This is a genomic window from Kribbella sp. NBC_01505 (assembly GCF_045040285.1).
Lineage (GTDB): Bacteria > Actinomycetota > Actinomycetes > Propionibacteriales > Kribbellaceae > Kribbella.
In genome coordinates this window covers 7,657,529-7,672,267 of record NZ_CP109425.1, presented here as the reverse complement: position 1 = coordinate 7,672,267, position 14,739 = coordinate 7,657,529, and the positions used below count along the sequence as shown (strand labels likewise).

The 14,739-nt window shown below is 67.5% G+C and carries 11 protein-coding genes and 1 pseudogene; 5 read left to right on the top strand and 7 right to left on the bottom strand.

What is annotated here, in order from left to right:
- Positions 1–1,128 precede the first annotated feature (1,128 nt).
- A pseudogene (locus OG474_RS36025) lies at positions 1,129–2,343 on the bottom strand (alpha-(1->3)-arabinofuranosyltransferase family protein); the annotation flags it as partial.
- A gap of 134 nt (positions 2,344–2,477) precedes the next feature.
- On the opposite strand from OG474_RS36025, the gene OG474_RS36020 reads away from it, so the two are divergent.
- Complete coding sequence (locus OG474_RS36020; RefSeq protein WP_405058107.1) at positions 2,478–3,719, top strand: polysaccharide biosynthesis protein; 1,242 nt, start codon at positions 2,478–2,480, stop codon at positions 3,717–3,719.
- 3 nt (positions 3,720–3,722) lie between these two features.
- Here the strand turns inward: OG474_RS36020 and OG474_RS36015 are convergent, their stop codons facing one another.
- The 3 genes from OG474_RS36015 to OG474_RS36005 are packed head-to-tail and all read right to left on the bottom strand — an operon-like array spanning position 3,723 to position 7,363.
- The gene (locus tag OG474_RS36015) at positions 3,723–4,697 is read right to left on the bottom strand and encodes an ABC transporter permease (protein WP_405058106.1); all 975 of its coding nucleotides are present in this window, start codon (positions 4,695–4,697) and stop codon (positions 3,723–3,725) included.
- Between the two features lie 6 nt (positions 4,698–4,703).
- Complete coding sequence (locus tag OG474_RS36010) at positions 4,704–5,624, bottom strand: carbohydrate ABC transporter permease (RefSeq protein WP_405058105.1); 921 nt, start codon at positions 5,622–5,624, stop codon at positions 4,704–4,706.
- A complete protein-coding gene (locus OG474_RS36005) occupies positions 5,624–7,363 on the bottom strand; it encodes an extracellular solute-binding protein (RefSeq protein WP_405058104.1) in 1,740 nt (579 codons plus the stop codon). The genes OG474_RS36010 and OG474_RS36005 overlap by 1 nt, the downstream gene beginning before the upstream one ends.
- A gap of 159 nt (positions 7,364–7,522) precedes the next feature.
- Here OG474_RS36005 and OG474_RS36000 point away from each other — a divergent pair, with 159 nt between their 5' ends.
- Both OG474_RS36000 and OG474_RS35995 read left to right on the top strand, forming a co-directional pair.
- The gene (locus OG474_RS36000) at positions 7,523–7,993 is read left to right on the top strand and encodes an NUDIX hydrolase (protein ID WP_405058103.1); all 471 of its coding nucleotides are present in this window, start codon (positions 7,523–7,525) and stop codon (positions 7,991–7,993) included.
- 121 nt (positions 7,994–8,114) lie between these two features.
- A complete protein-coding gene (locus OG474_RS35995) occupies positions 8,115–9,143 on the top strand; it encodes a hypothetical protein (protein ID WP_405058102.1) in 1,029 nt (342 codons plus the stop codon).
- Positions 9,144–9,182: 39 nt separating this feature from the next.
- On the opposite strand, the gene OG474_RS35990 is transcribed toward OG474_RS35995, so the two are convergent.
- Complete coding sequence (locus tag OG474_RS35990) at positions 9,183–10,028, bottom strand: hypothetical protein (protein ID WP_405058101.1); 846 nt, start codon at positions 10,026–10,028, stop codon at positions 9,183–9,185.
- A gap of 4 nt (positions 10,029–10,032) precedes the next feature.
- Entirely contained in the window at positions 10,033–12,765 is a 2,733-nt protein-coding gene (gene polA, locus OG474_RS35985) for a DNA polymerase I (protein ID WP_405058100.1), read from the bottom strand.
- A gap of 69 nt (positions 12,766–12,834) precedes the next feature.
- On the opposite strand from polA, the gene OG474_RS35980 reads away from it, so the two are divergent.
- Complete coding sequence (locus OG474_RS35980; protein ID WP_405058099.1) at positions 12,835–13,254, top strand: hotdog fold thioesterase; 420 nt, start codon at positions 12,835–12,837, stop codon at positions 13,252–13,254.
- Here the strand turns inward: OG474_RS35980 and OG474_RS35975 are convergent.
- Positions 13,217–13,846, bottom strand: coding sequence for a GNAT family N-acetyltransferase (locus OG474_RS35975; protein WP_405058098.1), 630 nt, complete (start codon positions 13,844–13,846; stop codon positions 13,217–13,219). The genes OG474_RS35980 and OG474_RS35975 overlap by 38 nt on opposite strands.
- A 128-nt stretch (positions 13,847–13,974) precedes the next feature.
- Between OG474_RS35975 and OG474_RS35970 the strand changes: the two genes are divergently transcribed.
- A complete protein-coding gene (locus OG474_RS35970) occupies positions 13,975–14,715 on the top strand; it encodes a DUF554 domain-containing protein (protein WP_405058097.1) in 741 nt (246 codons plus the stop codon).
- Positions 14,716–14,739: the final 24 nt, after the last annotated feature.

The following is a 14,739-nucleotide window of genomic DNA, read 5'->3' as shown; positions in this document are numbered from 1 at the left end:
CTCTTCGCCCGCGGGCAGTAGCCAGCCCTGCTGCCAGCCGGCGACCCGGATCGGCGTCAGCTTGTGCCCACTGCCGTCGTACGCGATCCAGCCCTTGTTGTAGTTCTGTGCGACGGTCAGCACCGACTGCTTGCTCGATGCGGGGACCTCGAGGGTCAGACTGGCTGGGTTCGGCCGCCAGACGTTCAGACCGGTCACCGGGGTGACGGCTACATCGCCGAACCCGGCCTTGGTCAGCACGACCTCGGTCGGAACCAGGCCGCCGTTCGTCAGCACATCCACCTCGTGCCGGCCAGCCTGCAGTACGAGGGGTCCCGAGTCACAGGTGCTGAACGCGACCGGACGCCGCTGCAAGAGGTCTCGCACTGTCGCGGTCAGCCGCGTCACGGTCGGCTTGCCGTCCACCCGCACGACCGGTCCGGACCCACACGACTCCCCCACCCGCGCGTCGAGCTGCAGCGCCTGCCGAAGCTCGTCCGCACCCACTACGCGGATCTCCGAGACAGCGACCGGCTTGGTCATCGCAGCGAACCGCATCTCGACGATCCGGGCTGTCTGCTCCTCGAAGCGCACATAGCCGTCCGCATCCAGCTTGTGCGGCGTGGCCGGCCCACCGTCGAAGCTCAGCGTGACTTCGGTCGGCGCAGCTGACGAGAGCGCCAGGTCAGTGCGGAACTGCAGACCGCTCAGCTTCCTTGCCGACGGCAAGCTCAGGGTCAGCGTCGGTTGCCGGTCAGCGGCGTCCGCGACCCAGCTGGTCGTGATGTCCTGATCGACGACCGTCCCCGGCCGCCCTTCCGGCGCAGCGACCGCACGAGAGGACGCAGAAACCCCGATCGGGCCGGACAGCAGACGCTCGAGCGCAGGCCCGTCCTCAGGCAGCGCCGTCCCCTTCAGCCCGTACGACGCGGTCTGCGGAAGGTCCACCGTTCGCAGCAGCCCGCCCGGCTCGTCAGCATCGCGTGCTGAGCCCGGCTGACACAGCGACCGGCTTTCCACGTGCAGACAGGCGGACCGCCCGATCTGCGGGTTCCGGAGCACCAGTGCGCTCGGCTGCCGACTGGCCGCGTGCACATCGACCCGCTCAGCCCGACTACCCGCCGGCTGGTCCCCGACTCGTGAGCGGCGGTCCAACCCGTCAGTCTGGATCAACGGCAGCACACCCTGCGAACCACTCACGTCAGCGTTGGTGATCGCCTCCCGGTCACCACCCAGCGCCGACAAAACCGCCGGTACGTCGCTGGTGGTCCCCTGCACCTCGACGAGCCGCGACTCCGGGATCAGCCGGCCGACATTCGCCGTACCGACGTCGTAGATCTCCACACCGGGGTAGACCCCGACCTGCGTACCGAAATGGGCGACCCGCTTCAGACCCGCCTCGTCCAGGGTCTCGTGCACGGCCGCGGCCGGTGGCACTCCGGCGGCCTGGTCGTTGCGGATGACGACGTACCGGACGCCGGCGTGGACCAGTGTTTGTTGAAGGGCCTGGTCGCCAACGCCCGAAGCGAGGCGGCGTTCCAGCTCGTCATCCAGCCACTGCGGGTTGGCCGCGGGTACGACGAGCACGTTGCCGCTGGTGTTCTGCTTGTCGACCCACGAGCGCCACTGGGCGGAGTCGACCTCGTCCGTGTCGCTCCGCGGCTGGGTCAACGCAGCGGCGCGGTCCGCTGGGGTGCCGTACTGCGCGACCAGGAGTAGCGGGACCAGCCACCAGACCGAGACGGCGAGCACACAGCCGAGCCAGCCCACTGCCATCTTGAGCGTCCAGCGGTCGCGACGCCGGGTGAGCAGCCAGACGATCGGGAGCACCAGGGTGAGCGCAGCCGCGACCGGGTCGGCTCCACCGATCAGTGCGAACGCCATGGCCGACCAGCCGACGCGCCACCAGCCGGAGCGGGCTCGCGGGGTCACCAACGGCAGCAGCACCCAGGGAGCCATGGCCAGCGGCCACACCTCCGCCGAGGTGATCGACATGCCGCTGAGAAGCAGTGGGCTCAGGGCGTACAGCAGGGCCACGGCGAACCTCGTCCAGGGCACGCCGTACCGCCAGGCGTTGGCCAGCTTCCACACGCCGAGGAACGCGACGCACAGCACCACGCACCACCAGAGCCGCTGACCAATCCAGTCCGGCATCGTCAGCGCGTGCATCAGCCACTGGAACGGACCGATCGGCAGCAGATAGCCAAAGGACTGACTCTGCAACTGGCCGAGTGCACTGTCCGGGTTCCACAGGTGCAACGCACCACGCAGAAGCGCGGTCGGGTCGTCGATCCGCGACCCTGGCGCGACCGGGCCTGGAGCGCGGTGAAAACAGAGTGCCGACAGCAACAGACAGCCCAGCACGAGCCTCGCTCGCCAGACCACCTGCTCGGACGTTCCTGCCTTCAGCACAGGCGGACCCTAACGGATCAGGAGCGCTCAATCGCTGGGCGTGGCCATAGTGATATCGAACTCCCAGCGGCTTACGGTGAGGGGCGATGAATTCCGTCACAGAGCCGAGGCTCAGCTTCCTCAGGAGTGCCACCGTGGTCGCAGTCGGCATGGCGATCATGAACGTCGCCGCGTACGGCTTCACCCTGATCGGCACGCACCGGCTGATCCCGGAGCAGTTCGGCGCGATCACCGCGCTGCTCGGCCTACTGCTGATCGGAAACGTCGCCTCCCTCGGGCTGCAGGCCACCGGTGCGCGTCGCCTGGCCACTCAGGCCGACGACGGCTCGCTGGCCCACGCAATGCTGCAGGCGGGCCGCCGTACCGCGGCAGCTCTCACTGTGGTCTGCCTGCTGGCCACACCACTACTGATGTGGCTGCTGCACATCGACTCGATCGTCGCAGTGCTCTTGCTGGCGCCAACGCTCGCCGGACTGACTCTGATGGGCTCACAGCTCGGAGTCCTCCAGGGCACCCAGCGCTGGACCGAGCTGGCCGCCGTGTACACCTCCGTGGGCATTGGCCGGCTGGTGCTCGGTGGTGGGGCACTACTGATCCACCCGTCGCTGGACTCGGCAATGATCGGGCTCGCGCTCGGCGCCGCCGTACCCGCCGTACTGGGCAGTGTTCTGCTGCGCGGTGCGGCCGGTGGGACGCCCGCGCTGGTCAAGGACGTGCTGCGAGAGACTGCGCACGGCACCCACACGCTGCTCGCGTTTTTCGTGATCGCGAACGCCGACGTGCTCCTGGCGCGCGGACTGCTCGACGGCCAGCACAGTGGGTACTACGCCGCCGGAGTGATCGTGGCGAAGGCCTGTCTGTTCCTGCCGCAGTTCGTCATCGTGATCGTGTTCCCGGCACTGGCCAACTCCCCCGGCGACACCGCCAAACTCCGCCGCGCCATCCTCGCGGTGGCGGGCCTCGGCGTCTGCACAGTCGTGGGCACGCTCGTCCTGCCGGATCTCGTCGTCAAGGTCATCGGCGGCCCCGAGAAATACGGATCGCTCGGCCCCTACACCTGGATGTTCGCGATCGCCGGCTCTGCGTACGCCGTACTGCAGATGGTCGTGTACGCCGCGATCGCGCAGCAGGAGAAGCGCGCGGCACTGGTGATCTGGGCCGGCCTGATCGTCCTGGCCGTCACGGCCGGCAGCCTGCTCGGCACCGATGTCGTCTCCGGCATGACCGGCGTCAAGACTCTGGTCGCCCTGACCAGCGCCTGTGCCCTGCTGCTCTCCGGTGCGCTCGCGGCCGGTCTGCGTCGGCAGGCCGGCCGCGCCACTTCGTAGTCGTCACCAGAGGCTGGACTTCGCGAACTTGCGGGCCAGCGTGTTGGCCAGGACAAGCAGCACCAGGCCGACGACGGAGCGGAAGAGCCCGATCGCCGCGGCATAGCTGAACTGCGGCACCTGGGAGGCGAAGCCGAGCTTGTAGACGTAGGTGTCGAGCACCTCGGAGGTCTGCAGGTTCAGCGTGTTCTGCAGCAGCAGGACCTTCTCGAAGCCGGCGGTCATGATCGTGCCGATGTTGAGGATCATCAGGATCACCGCGACCGGGCGGATCGCCGGCAGGTCGATGTGCCAGACCCGGCGGAGCCGCGAGGCACCGTCCACGATCGCGGCTTCGTGCAGCTCCGGCGAGACGCTGGTCAGCGCGGCCAGATAGATGATCGCCGAGAAGCCCATCGTCTGCCACGAGCTCGACCAGACGTAGAGGTGCCGGAAGTAGTCCGGGTTGTTCAGTACGTCGATCGGCCCCGCCCCGAACAGGCCCAGCAGCTGGGTCAGTACGCCGGTGTTCGGGTCGACGAGGACCACGATGATGCCGACCACGACCACCGTGGAGATGAAGTGCGGGGCGTACGTGATCAGCTGCACCGAGCGGCGGTACCACTTCCGCCGGGCCATGTTCAGGCCGAGGGCCAGCAGGATCGGCGGCCAGAACGTCGCGAACAGTTCGTAGATCTGCAGCAGGAGCGTGTTCTTGATCAGCCGCCCGAACTGGTACGACTCGACGAACCGCTCGAAGTGCTTCAGCCCGACCCACCGGCTGCCCAGGATCCCGTCGACCACGTTGTAGTCCTTGAACGCGATGATCGCGCCGTACATCGGCCAGTAGGCGAAGATCGCCAGCCAGACCAGCGGTACGGCGAGCATCGCGTACAGCTGCCAGTTCCGCCGCATCCGGGTGCCCAGTCCGACCGCCTGCTTGGCTTTGCGGACTCCGGGGCGCGCGGGCGTACGTCGTACCAAAGTGTCAGTAGCCATGGCGCGTCAGCCCTTCAGCGAGCCGACCATGGCCCCCTTGACGAAGTGCTTCTGCACAAAGGGGTAGATCAGCAGGGGTGGGATGGTGGCGATCACGATCAGCGAGAACTTGAGCTGCTCCTGCAGCTCCTTCATCCGGATCAGCTCGGCGGTGTCGCGGACCTGGGACGGGTCGAACTGGTTCTGCAGCAGGATCTGGCGCAGCACGAGCTGCAGCGGGAACAGGTGCTCGTTGGTCAGGTAGATCAGCGCGCTGAACCACGAGTTCCACTGCGCGACCGCGTAGAAGAGCAGGTTGACCGCGATGATCGGTTTGCTCAGCGGCAGCACGACCCGCCAGAAGAAACCGAAGTCCGTGCAGCCGTCGACCTTCGCGGCCTCGGCCAGCTCTTCGGGGATCGTGGACTGGAAGAACGTCCGGGTGATGATCATGTTCCAGACCGCGAGCGCGGCCGGCAGGATGATCGCCCAGCGGGTGTTCAGCAGGCCGAGCCGGTCCACCACCAGGTACGACGGGATCAGGCCGCCGCTGAACATCATCGTGAACACGAACAGCGCCATGATGAGGCCCTTGCCCGGAAGGCCTTTGCGCGACAACGGGTACGCCGCGAGCAGGGTCAGGGCGGTCGCGACCAGCGCCCCGCCGACGGCGTACACGACTGAGTTCGAGAAGCCGCTGACGATCGAGTCGTAGTCGAAGACGGCCTTGAAGGACTCGAGGCTCAGCCCGACCGGCCAGAGCCAGACCTTGCCGGAGACAACGTTCTTCGGATCGCTCAGCGAGGCGCTGAGCACATAGACCAACGGGTACAGGACGGCCAGCGTGAACAGGCCGAGCGCCGTGTAGTTGCAGATCATCACGATCCGGTCGGACCGCGTCTCCTGCACCGGGGCGGGTGCGCTCGCAGTTTCCGTTGCCACGCTCATCACCCCTGGTAGGTCTCGTAGGCGGCCTGCTGGATCTCGAGATAGGGCTGCAGGCCGATCTGGCTGATGCGGCTCTTGTAGTCGTTCCACTGCCCGTCGTCGGCCGGGTCGAGCCGGCCGGTGACGAACTTGGCCATCGAGCCGGTCACCTCGGACTTGAGGTTCAGCCCGATCTCCGCGTCCAGTGCGGCCTGATCGGCCTCCAACGTGACCGGCGGGAACTGCTGCTCCATCCGCTGCCGGTGCGGGAACAGGTGGTCCCGAGTCTGCTCGTACAGCGGCGATTCGAAGGTCGGCTTCTTCGGGTCCACCCGCTCGGCCAACCGGAAATCGCCGGACCGGTACATCACGCCGTACTGGTCCCAGGTCTTGCCCTTGGTCTCGTCGGTATTCCACGAGTCGTAGCCGTAGATCGACTGCTTGCCGTTGATCCCCTTGTCGCCCTTGGCCGACCAGCGGAAGCCCGGGCCGGCGTACGAACGCAGCACGACCTCGAGATCGAGCTGGTAGTCGGCCCACCGGACGAGCAGGTCGGGCCGCTTGCACTTGCGGGTCACGACCAGGGTCGACACCTCGAGGCCGACCTTGAGGTAGTCCCACGGCGCGATCTGTACGCCGTTCGGTCCCTTCAGCGGGTCCATCGTTTCGTACTGGTGCCACCGGGCGTTCGGATCGACGAGGTCCAGCGTCATCAACGTGCCCCAGTAGTAGACCCGCGCACCGCCCATGATCGGCCCGCCGGGGTTGTCGCCGTACCGTTTGATCTGGTCCTCGTTCGCGGTGAAGATGTCCTTCGCCAGCAGACCGTCGGCGTACAGACCGCGCAGGTACTTGAGACCTTCGCGCCATTCGTCCTTGACGTAGTTCGCCTCGACCTTGCCGTCGTTGACGGCCAGCCACGGATCGCCGGCGTTGTAGAGGAACGAGTTCATGAAGAACGTGTCCAGCGGCGCGTCCTTGTAGCCGCCGAACGGGATCGTCTTCCCGCCACCGGCGAGGTCCGCCTTCTTGAACGCGGTCAGCACCTCACGGAATTCGTCGGTCGTCTTCGGCATCGCCAGCCCCACCTTGCGCAGCCACTCGGTGTTGAGCAGCGCGCGGCCGTTGGAGGCGCGGCAGTGGTAGCAGTCGTTGATGTCGGGGAAGCTGTAGACGCCTTTGTCCGGTGACTTCAGCAGCTTGGGCGTCTCGGGGTAGTCCTTCATCGCCAACTGGAGGTTGGGCGCGTACCGCTCGAGGTACGGATTCAGGTCGACGAAGAGGTTCTGCGCGCCGTACAGGTAGAGCTGCGAGCGCGTGAACGTGATGCCGAGGAACGCGTCCGGGATGTCCCCCGCCGCCATCATCGCGTTGACCTTCGTCATCGTCTCCGGGTCGTTGCCCTTGCCGGCCACCTGCCGCCACTGGATCCGGATGCCGGTCTGCTGCTCCATCCAGCGGGTGAACTCGTTCTTGCTCCAGTCCCCGACGGTGAGGCTCTGCGGCACCACCACGGTGAACGTCGCCGGCTCGGTCACGATCGTCTGCTGCCGCCGTGCCTTCGGGCCGATGTAGCCCGGCGGATAGTTGATCCCGGACTTCACCGGACCGAGCTCCGCCACCGGCTGGGTCAGGCTTTCCGGCGCCGCGCCGACGTCCGCCGTACCGGAGCCGCAACCACTCAGCAACCCGCTCCCGCCGGCCGCGGCGATCCCTAGAGCTCCGCCGACGAACGTCCGGCGCCTCACGTCTCTGCGCATCTCGCCTCCCGCTACGGTGTGTGAGATATCCGATAGGATCTACGATCGGATGCCCGTGAGGATGGCAGAGATCGGACCTCTTCGAAAGGGGTGAGTGGGCGCCGCCTACAACTTTCCTGCGGAAAGAAAGTTGCCCCGGCCGTCACCTAGGGTCTGGGGATGACGACCCCGAAGTTCATCCTCGAGCTGCGCGAGAAGATCGGTCACGACCTGCTGTGGATCCCCGGCCTGAGCGCCGTCGTCCTCGACGACCACAACCAGGTCCTGCTCGTACAGCGCGCCGACAACGGCCGCTGGTCACTGGTCGCCGGCATCCTCGAGCCCGGCGAACAGCCCGCCGTCGCCATGGTCCGCGAGATCCACGAAGAGACCGCCGTCGAGGCCGAGGTCGAACGCCTCCTCGGCATCGAGTCCTTCCCACCGGCCGCCTACCCCAACGGCGACCAGATCCAGGTCCTCGACATCGCCTTCCGCTGCCGCCCCCTGCGCGGCGAGGCCCGCGTCAACGACGACGAATGCACCGACGTCCGCTGGTGGCCCCTCGACAACCTCCCACCGCTGCGCGACGAAGAGCTCCGTTTCATCGAGCGAGCCCTCTCCCCCGACGAAACGCCGTACTACATCACCTGAATCAGCCGGGGTCGTTCTGGGACGCCACTTCCGCGGGCCATCCGGGGCAACTACAGTGAGTCACCGTCCATGTGCAGTGCATCACCTTCCGCGATTTCACATCGAAACGAAGGAGCCCGGCATGGCAGAGATGATCGAGGACGTCGTCGCGGTGGACGCCTACTACGACAAGGACAGGATCCGCCCCCTGCAGGGCGGCTGTTACACCGAACGACTCGCCGGCTTGGGCGTGGTCTTCGGAACTCTCGGTTGCGCCGTGACGTACACCGGACCCAACGGCGGGCCGGATGGGGACAACCCGGATCTGATCCACCGCGGCACTTACGCGCTGTCCGCCGAGCATGTCATCGGCGGGGTCGGGACGGAGGTCTGCCAGCCGGCCGACGTCGTCGGCGACAAGATCGGCGCGGTGCAGCTCGCCGTCGACTTCCGTGACGACCCGTACGGCGACTTCGCGATCTGCGACCTCGAGGCGCACGAGGACGCCTTCCGGGCTGAGATCATCGGGCTGGGAGCGGTGCTCGGCGACTACGAGGTGACCGACAAGGACCACGGGAAGCTGACCGTCAGAAAGCGCGGCTCGCAGACCGGAGTCACACAGGGCAGGGTCATCGATACCGACGTGACCAAGACGGTCACCATCGGCGGCCAGGAGTACGAGCTCAAGGGCCTGATCGAGATCGGCGCGCTCAAGGGGAACTTCGCCGAGCAGGGTGATTCTGGCTCGGTCGTCGTCGGCCCCTTGAACCAGGTGATCGGGCTTCTGATCGGCGCGAGCCTGGACTTCACCCACGGGTACGTCGCTCCCATCGGCCGCATCAAGGAGCGACTCCAGGTCGAGGTGCGGGCAGCGAACCTGTGGTTCCACGGCGGACCCGTCCTGCGCGTCCCCAAGGGCGTGGACGAAGTCACCCTGTTCCTGCTTCTCTCCGCCCCGGCCCCACTGATCGGCGTAGACCTCGACCTGAAAACCGACAAGCCCACCCCGGCCAAGGTCCCCCCAACGGCGAACATCCCCGGCCTCGGCCCCAGATCAATGCCCATCAAGGTCAGCCGCACCACCCCCGGCGCAACCGGCGTAGTGCGCCTCAAGGCCGTAGCCCAACACGTCCCCAACCTCAAAGCCGAACTGGTCCTGCACTTCCTCTGACCCACAAGAAGGCTCACCGCCCAACCAGGCGGTGCTCCTTCACTTCCGCAGGCTGAGTTGCAGGTCCCGCAGCCAGCGTTCCTTGATCGCCGGCTCGTGGGTCAGCAGCTCAGCCACCTTCCGCCGCACCTCTGGCGTGCGCCCCGCCGACACCACCTGCACAGCCTCGGCCAACGCCATCCGGCCCTTCTCGTCCCTCCGCGGCACAGCCACCTCCGGATCCGCCCACCTGGTCCGCCGGAACGACTGAGCTGTCTTCTGCTGGTGGTCACCGAAGTACGACCAGACCCCATGATCCATCGATACGTTGCGGATCGCCGACGCCGGGAGCTCGCCGGCGAACTCCGCCTCCTGCTGCCAGCGCCAGGTGTTGGGACTGGTTTTCCGCCGTCGAGTGATTCCGACGAACCTCAGCTGGCGCCGGATCACGTCCCACTGCGCGCCGTCCTCCTCGGTCCACCGGCGCAACACGGTGTAGAGATTCCCGAACGTCGACCCCTGCGCCACCAGGTCCACGAACACGGTCGGCCGACCGCGCATCAACTCGGTCGGCGCAAGGCCCTCAGCCGCCAGGTTGGTGCGTAGCTGGCGTCGTTCCGCATCGGTGAAGTCCCGGCCGTCGCCGTGGAACAAGGACAGCGGCAACGGGTGCAGACGCGACGCCCAGTCGGTCTCGGACAGTGCGCCACTCAGGAGATCGAACAGACTGTCCACCGACCGGCCGACGAAGTACAGGTCACCGTTGCCGGACTGACTCAGCACCCGGGCCGCGCAACGGATCAGCTCGTCCAGGAAGAACAGCTCCCCGGCCTCGACCCCGTCGAGGAGGGAGCCGAGCTGATCCGGCCGGATCAGGTCCCAGCGAAACGGCCGGATCGGTTCCATGCGACTAGTGGGCGGCTTCGTGCCAGGTGCGGCCTACGCCTACTGAGACGTCCAGGGGGACGTCCATCTCGACGGCGGCGCCCATGTCTCGGCGGACAAGCTCTTCGAGTTGGTCGCGTTCGCCGGGGGCTACTTCGAAGACCAGTTCGTCGTGGACCTGGAGGAGCATCCGGGACTTCAGGCCGGAGGACTTCAGGGAGGTGTCGACCTTGAGCATGGCCATCTTGATGACGTCGGCGGCCGAGCCCTGGATGGGGGCGTTCAGGGCCATCCGCTCGGCCATCTCGCGGCGCTGGCGGTTGTCGCTGGTGAGGTCGGGCAGGTAGCGGCGGCGGCCGAGGATGGTTTCGGTGTAGCCGCTCTTGCCGGCATCGAGGACGATGCTGCGCAGGTAGTCGCGGACGCCGCCGAAGCCCTCGAAGTACTCGTCCATCAGGCCCTTGGCCTCGTCGACGCCGATCTTCAGCTGCTGACTCAGCCCGTACGCCGACAGGCCGTAGGCGAGGCCGTAGTTCATCGCCTTGATCTTGGCGCGCTGCTCCTGGGTCACCTCGGCCGGCTCGACCGAGAAGACCCGCGACGCGGTCACCGAGTGGAAGTCCATCCCGGAGTTGAACGCCGCGATCAGGCCCTCGTCCTTGGAGACGTGCGCCATGATCCGCATCTCGATCTGGCTGTAGTCGGCCGACATCAGCGACTCGTAGCCCTCGCCGACCACGAACGCCTGCCGGATCCGGCGGCCCTCCTCGGTCCGGATCGGGATGTTCTGCAGGTTCGGGTCGGTGGAGCTGAGCCGCCCGGTCGCCGCGATCGTCTGGTTGAACGTCGTGTGGATGCGCGCGTCGCGCGGGCTGATCGTCTTCAGCAGCCCCTCGACCGTCTGCCGCAGCCGGGTCGCGTCGCGGTGCGCGAGCAGATACGCCAGGAACGGGTGCTCGGTCTTCTCGAACAGCGCCTGCAGCGAATCCGCGTCCGTGGTGTACCCGGTCTTGGTCCGCTTCGTCTTCGGCATCTGCAGCTCGTCGAACAGCACCACCTGCAACTGCTTGGGCGAGCCGAGGTTGATCTCCTTGCCGATCACCTCGTACGCCGCCGTCGCGGCCTCGCGCACACCGGTCGCGAACCGCTCCTCCAGCTCCTCGAGATACGGCCGGTCGACCGCGATCCCGTCCCGCTCGAGCCCGGCGATGACGTCGATCAGCGGCAGCTCGACCTCCGCGAGCAGCGCCGTACCGGCCTGCTTCTCCAGCTCGGCGTCGAGCGTGTCGGCCAGGTCGGCGATCGCGCGCGCCCGCAGCATCGTGTGGTCGGCCGCCGGGCCGCCCTCGATGTCGTCGAAGCTGAGCTGACCGTTCTCGACCTCTTCGGTCCGGAGCTCACGCTTCAGATACCGCACGGTCAGGTCGGCCAGGTCGTAGGACCGCTGATCCGGACGGGCCAGATACGCACTCAGTTGAGTGTCCGAGCTCAGCCCGGCCAGCGTCCAGCCGCGCTCCAGGAATCCGAGCAGCGGGCCCTTCGCGTCGTGCAACGCCTTCGGCTGCTTCGGATCCGCGAGCCACGCCTGCCAGGCGGTCTCGTCCTCCGGCGTCAGCACGGTCGGGTCGAACCAGGCCGCCGCGCCTGCCGTGTTGGCCAGCGCCAGCCCGGTGATCTCACCGGTGCCACGTCCCCAGCTGCCCTGCACCGCGACACCGACCCGCTCGCCGGAGCTCACGTGCTTCTGCAACCAGGCCGCGACCTCACCCGGCTTGAGCTGAACGCCGTCCAGCTCGAAGCCCTGCTCGACCGTCGCGTCGACCTCTTCGTGCTCCGCGACCAGCCGCTCGCGCAGCACCCGGAACTCGAGGCTGTCGAACAGCGTGTGCACCTGCTCGCGGTCCCACGGCACGCGGGCCAGGTCGTCGACGGTGACATCCAGTGTCAGGTCGCGGATCAGCTCGTTGATCTGCCGGTTCCGGATCACGTCGGAGAGGTGCTCGCGCAGCGACTCACCGGCCTTGCCCTTGATCTCGTTGACCCGGTCGATCACGTCGTTCAGCGAGCCGAACTGGTTCAGCCATTTGGCGGCGGTCTTGTCGCCCACGCCCGGCACGCCGGGCAGGTTGTCGCTCTTCTCCCCCACCAGCGCGGCCAGGTCCGGATACAGCCGCGGAGGCACACCGTACTTCGCCTCGACCGCGGCCGGGTCCATCCGGGCGATCTCGGAGACGCCGCGCTTCGGGTAGAGCACTGTGACGTTCTCGTTGACGAGCTGGAACGCGTCGCGGTCGCCGGAGCTGATCAGCACCTCGAACCCCTGGTCGGAGGCCTGGGTCGCGAGCGTGGCGATGATGTCGTCGGCCTCCCAGCCGTCGATCTCCGTGGTCGGGATCCGGAGCGCGTCCAGGACCTCCTTGACCAGCGACACCTGTCCCTTGAACTCGTCCGGCGACTTCGTCCGGCCGGCCTTGTACTCCGTGTACTGCTCGGAGCGGAAGGTCTTGCGGGACACGTCGAACGCGACGCAGATGTGCGTCGGCTGCTCGTCGCGGAGCATGTTGATCAGCATCGAGGTGAACCCGTACACCGCGTTGGTGTGCTGCCCGGTCGAGGTGGAGAAGTTCTCCACGGGCAACGCGTAGAACGCGCGGTAGGCCAGCGAGTGCCCGTCCAGCAGCAGGACCCGCGGGCGGGTGGTGCCTGCCGCCGCAGCATCCTTGGTCGTCGTCGTAGAAGTGTCGGTATCTGGAGCCACACACCGACTCTAGTGGTTCCCTGGGACAGTTTCCGACGTGGGAGCCGACGTGGGAGTTAGTCTGCTGCGGTGACAGATATCAATGCGCTCCCGCCCGGCATGGACGTCGAAGGCAGCCTGCTGCAGCTGATGGGCATCGTGATCAGCGAAGCCGCGCCGGAGCGGGTCGTCGCGACCATGCCGGTGAAGGGCAACACCCAGCCCTACGGGTTGCTGCACGGCGGCGCGTCCTGCGTGCTCGCCGAGAGCCTCGGCTCGATCGGTTCCGCGCTGCACGCCGCGGCGTACGGGAAGGTCGCGGTCGGGGTCGACATCAACGCGACCCACCACCGCGCGGTCCGCGACGGCGTGGTCACCGGCGTCGCGACCCCGATCTACCTCGGCCGGACCACCACGACGTACGAGATCGTCGTCACCGACGACCGCGACAAGCGGGTCTGCACGGCGCGGATCACCTGCCAGCTGATCCAGGCTCCGGCGGGTAGCTGACCGGCTCGGCCAGCGCCGGGCGCGCGAGCTGGGCGCGACGGGCGAGCACCGACCGCCGCGACGACAGCAGCGCCAGCAGATTCGGCGCGTGCTCGGCCGCGAGCCGGCGGGCCACCGTGTGCGTGTTCGCAAATCTCAGTACGCCGGCCTGCCCCAGCCCGAGTCTGGCCAGGAACCGGTTCGCCTCCCGGGCGATCGCCGGAGCGACCACGGCCAGGTGCGGGCAGCTCTCGTGCTCGGCCCAGGCGACCGCCTCGGCGATCATCGCCTTGCCGAGCCCGTGCCGGCGGGCGCCGTCGCTGACATGCAGATACTCCACCGTGAGCGTGGTGTCGTCGTGCAGCGGGCTGACCGCGGCGCGCCGCAGGTAGGCCATCGCGTGCACCTCGCCGTCCAGCTCACCGACCACCAGCCGGCCCCACGGGTCGGCCAAATGCTTGCCGACGGCAACCTCGACGGCGGCGACCGTCGGGATCCCGGGGAGCCGGGACGGATGGTGACCGGCACCGGTCGTGCTCAACTCACGCCACAGCGCGACCAAAGCGGCGGCATCACCCCGCTGGGCGTCCCTCACCGCGATGGCAGCAGCCACGGCGACCTCCTGGTCTGGTCCACCCCCGAGGTGAACGGGACGGGCCCGATACGCTCGTCCTCGCGCAACAGTAGGCCCTCCAGGGTCACTTGCAAAGCTGCGCCCTGGAGTGTGAGTGGAGACCTGGTTTGTTCATCGGAATCGGCACTGTCGTCAACGTCGCAACGGTTCTGGCCGGGTCGACACTCGGTGTGCTCGTAGGGCATCGGCTGAGTCACCGGACCCGCGATCTGGTCACCGACGCGCTCGGCCTGGTCACGCTGCTGATCGCGATCACGTCGGCACTCACCGTGGGCGATAAAGCACTCAGCGACGCGGTCGGTGACAGCGCACCGGTACTGATCGTGCTCGGAGCGATGCTGATCGGCGGCATCACCGGCTCGCTGCTCCGGATCGAGCAGCGGCTGGAGGGCTTCGGCGCGTGGCTGCAGCACCGGTTCCGCCGTGCTGACGGCGAGAGCACCTTCGTGGAAGGTTTTGTTACCGCGTCAATGGTCTTCTGCGTCGGGCCGCTGACCTTCTTGGGCGCGCTGTCCGACGGGCTGGGACGTGGCGCGGACCAGTTGTTCCTCAAGGCCGTGCTGGACGGCTTCGCCTCGATCGCGTTCGCCGCGTCGCTCGGCTGGGGCGTGATGGCGTCCGCGCTCGTCGTACTGGTCATCCAAGGTCTGATGACCGCGGTCGGCGCCGTACTGGGCGACGTACTGCCGGAGGCTCATGTGACCGCCCTGGGCGCCACCGGCGGCGTGATGCTGATCGGCGTCGCACTGCGGCTGCTCAAGATCAAGCAGATCGCCGTAGCCGACATGCTCCCGGCGTTGATCGTCGCCCCGCTGCTCGTGCAACTACTGGTGGTCCTTCGCAAGTGAGCCCCCGGTCCGAACAGGACCGGG

What these genes read in the sequence shown, in the direction of transcription:
- OG474_RS36020 (WP_405058107.1), top strand. Translation starts at nt 2,478, where the DNA reads ATGAATTCCGTCACAGAGCCGAGGCTCAGCTTCCTCAGGAGTGCCACC.
- OG474_RS36000 (WP_405058103.1), top strand. Translation starts at nt 7,523, where the DNA reads ATGACGACCCCGAAGTTCATCCTCGAGCTGCGCGAGAAGATCGGTCAC.
- OG474_RS35990 (WP_405058101.1), bottom strand. Translation starts at nt 10,028, where the DNA reads ATGGAACCGATCCGGCCGTTTCGCTGGGACCTGATCCGGCCGGATCAG.
- OG474_RS35995 (WP_405058102.1), top strand. Translation starts at nt 8,115, where the DNA reads ATGGCAGAGATGATCGAGGACGTCGTCGCGGTGGACGCCTACTACGAC.
- OG474_RS36010 (WP_405058105.1), bottom strand. Translation starts at nt 5,624, where the DNA reads ATGAGCGTGGCAACGGAAACTGCGAGCGCACCCGCCCCGGTGCAGGAG.
- OG474_RS36015 (WP_405058106.1), bottom strand. Translation starts at nt 4,697, where the DNA reads ATGGCTACTGACACTTTGGTACGACGTACGCCCGCGCGCCCCGGAGTC.
- OG474_RS36005 (WP_405058104.1), bottom strand. Translation starts at nt 7,363, where the DNA reads ATGCGCAGAGACGTGAGGCGCCGGACGTTCGTCGGCGGAGCTCTAGGG.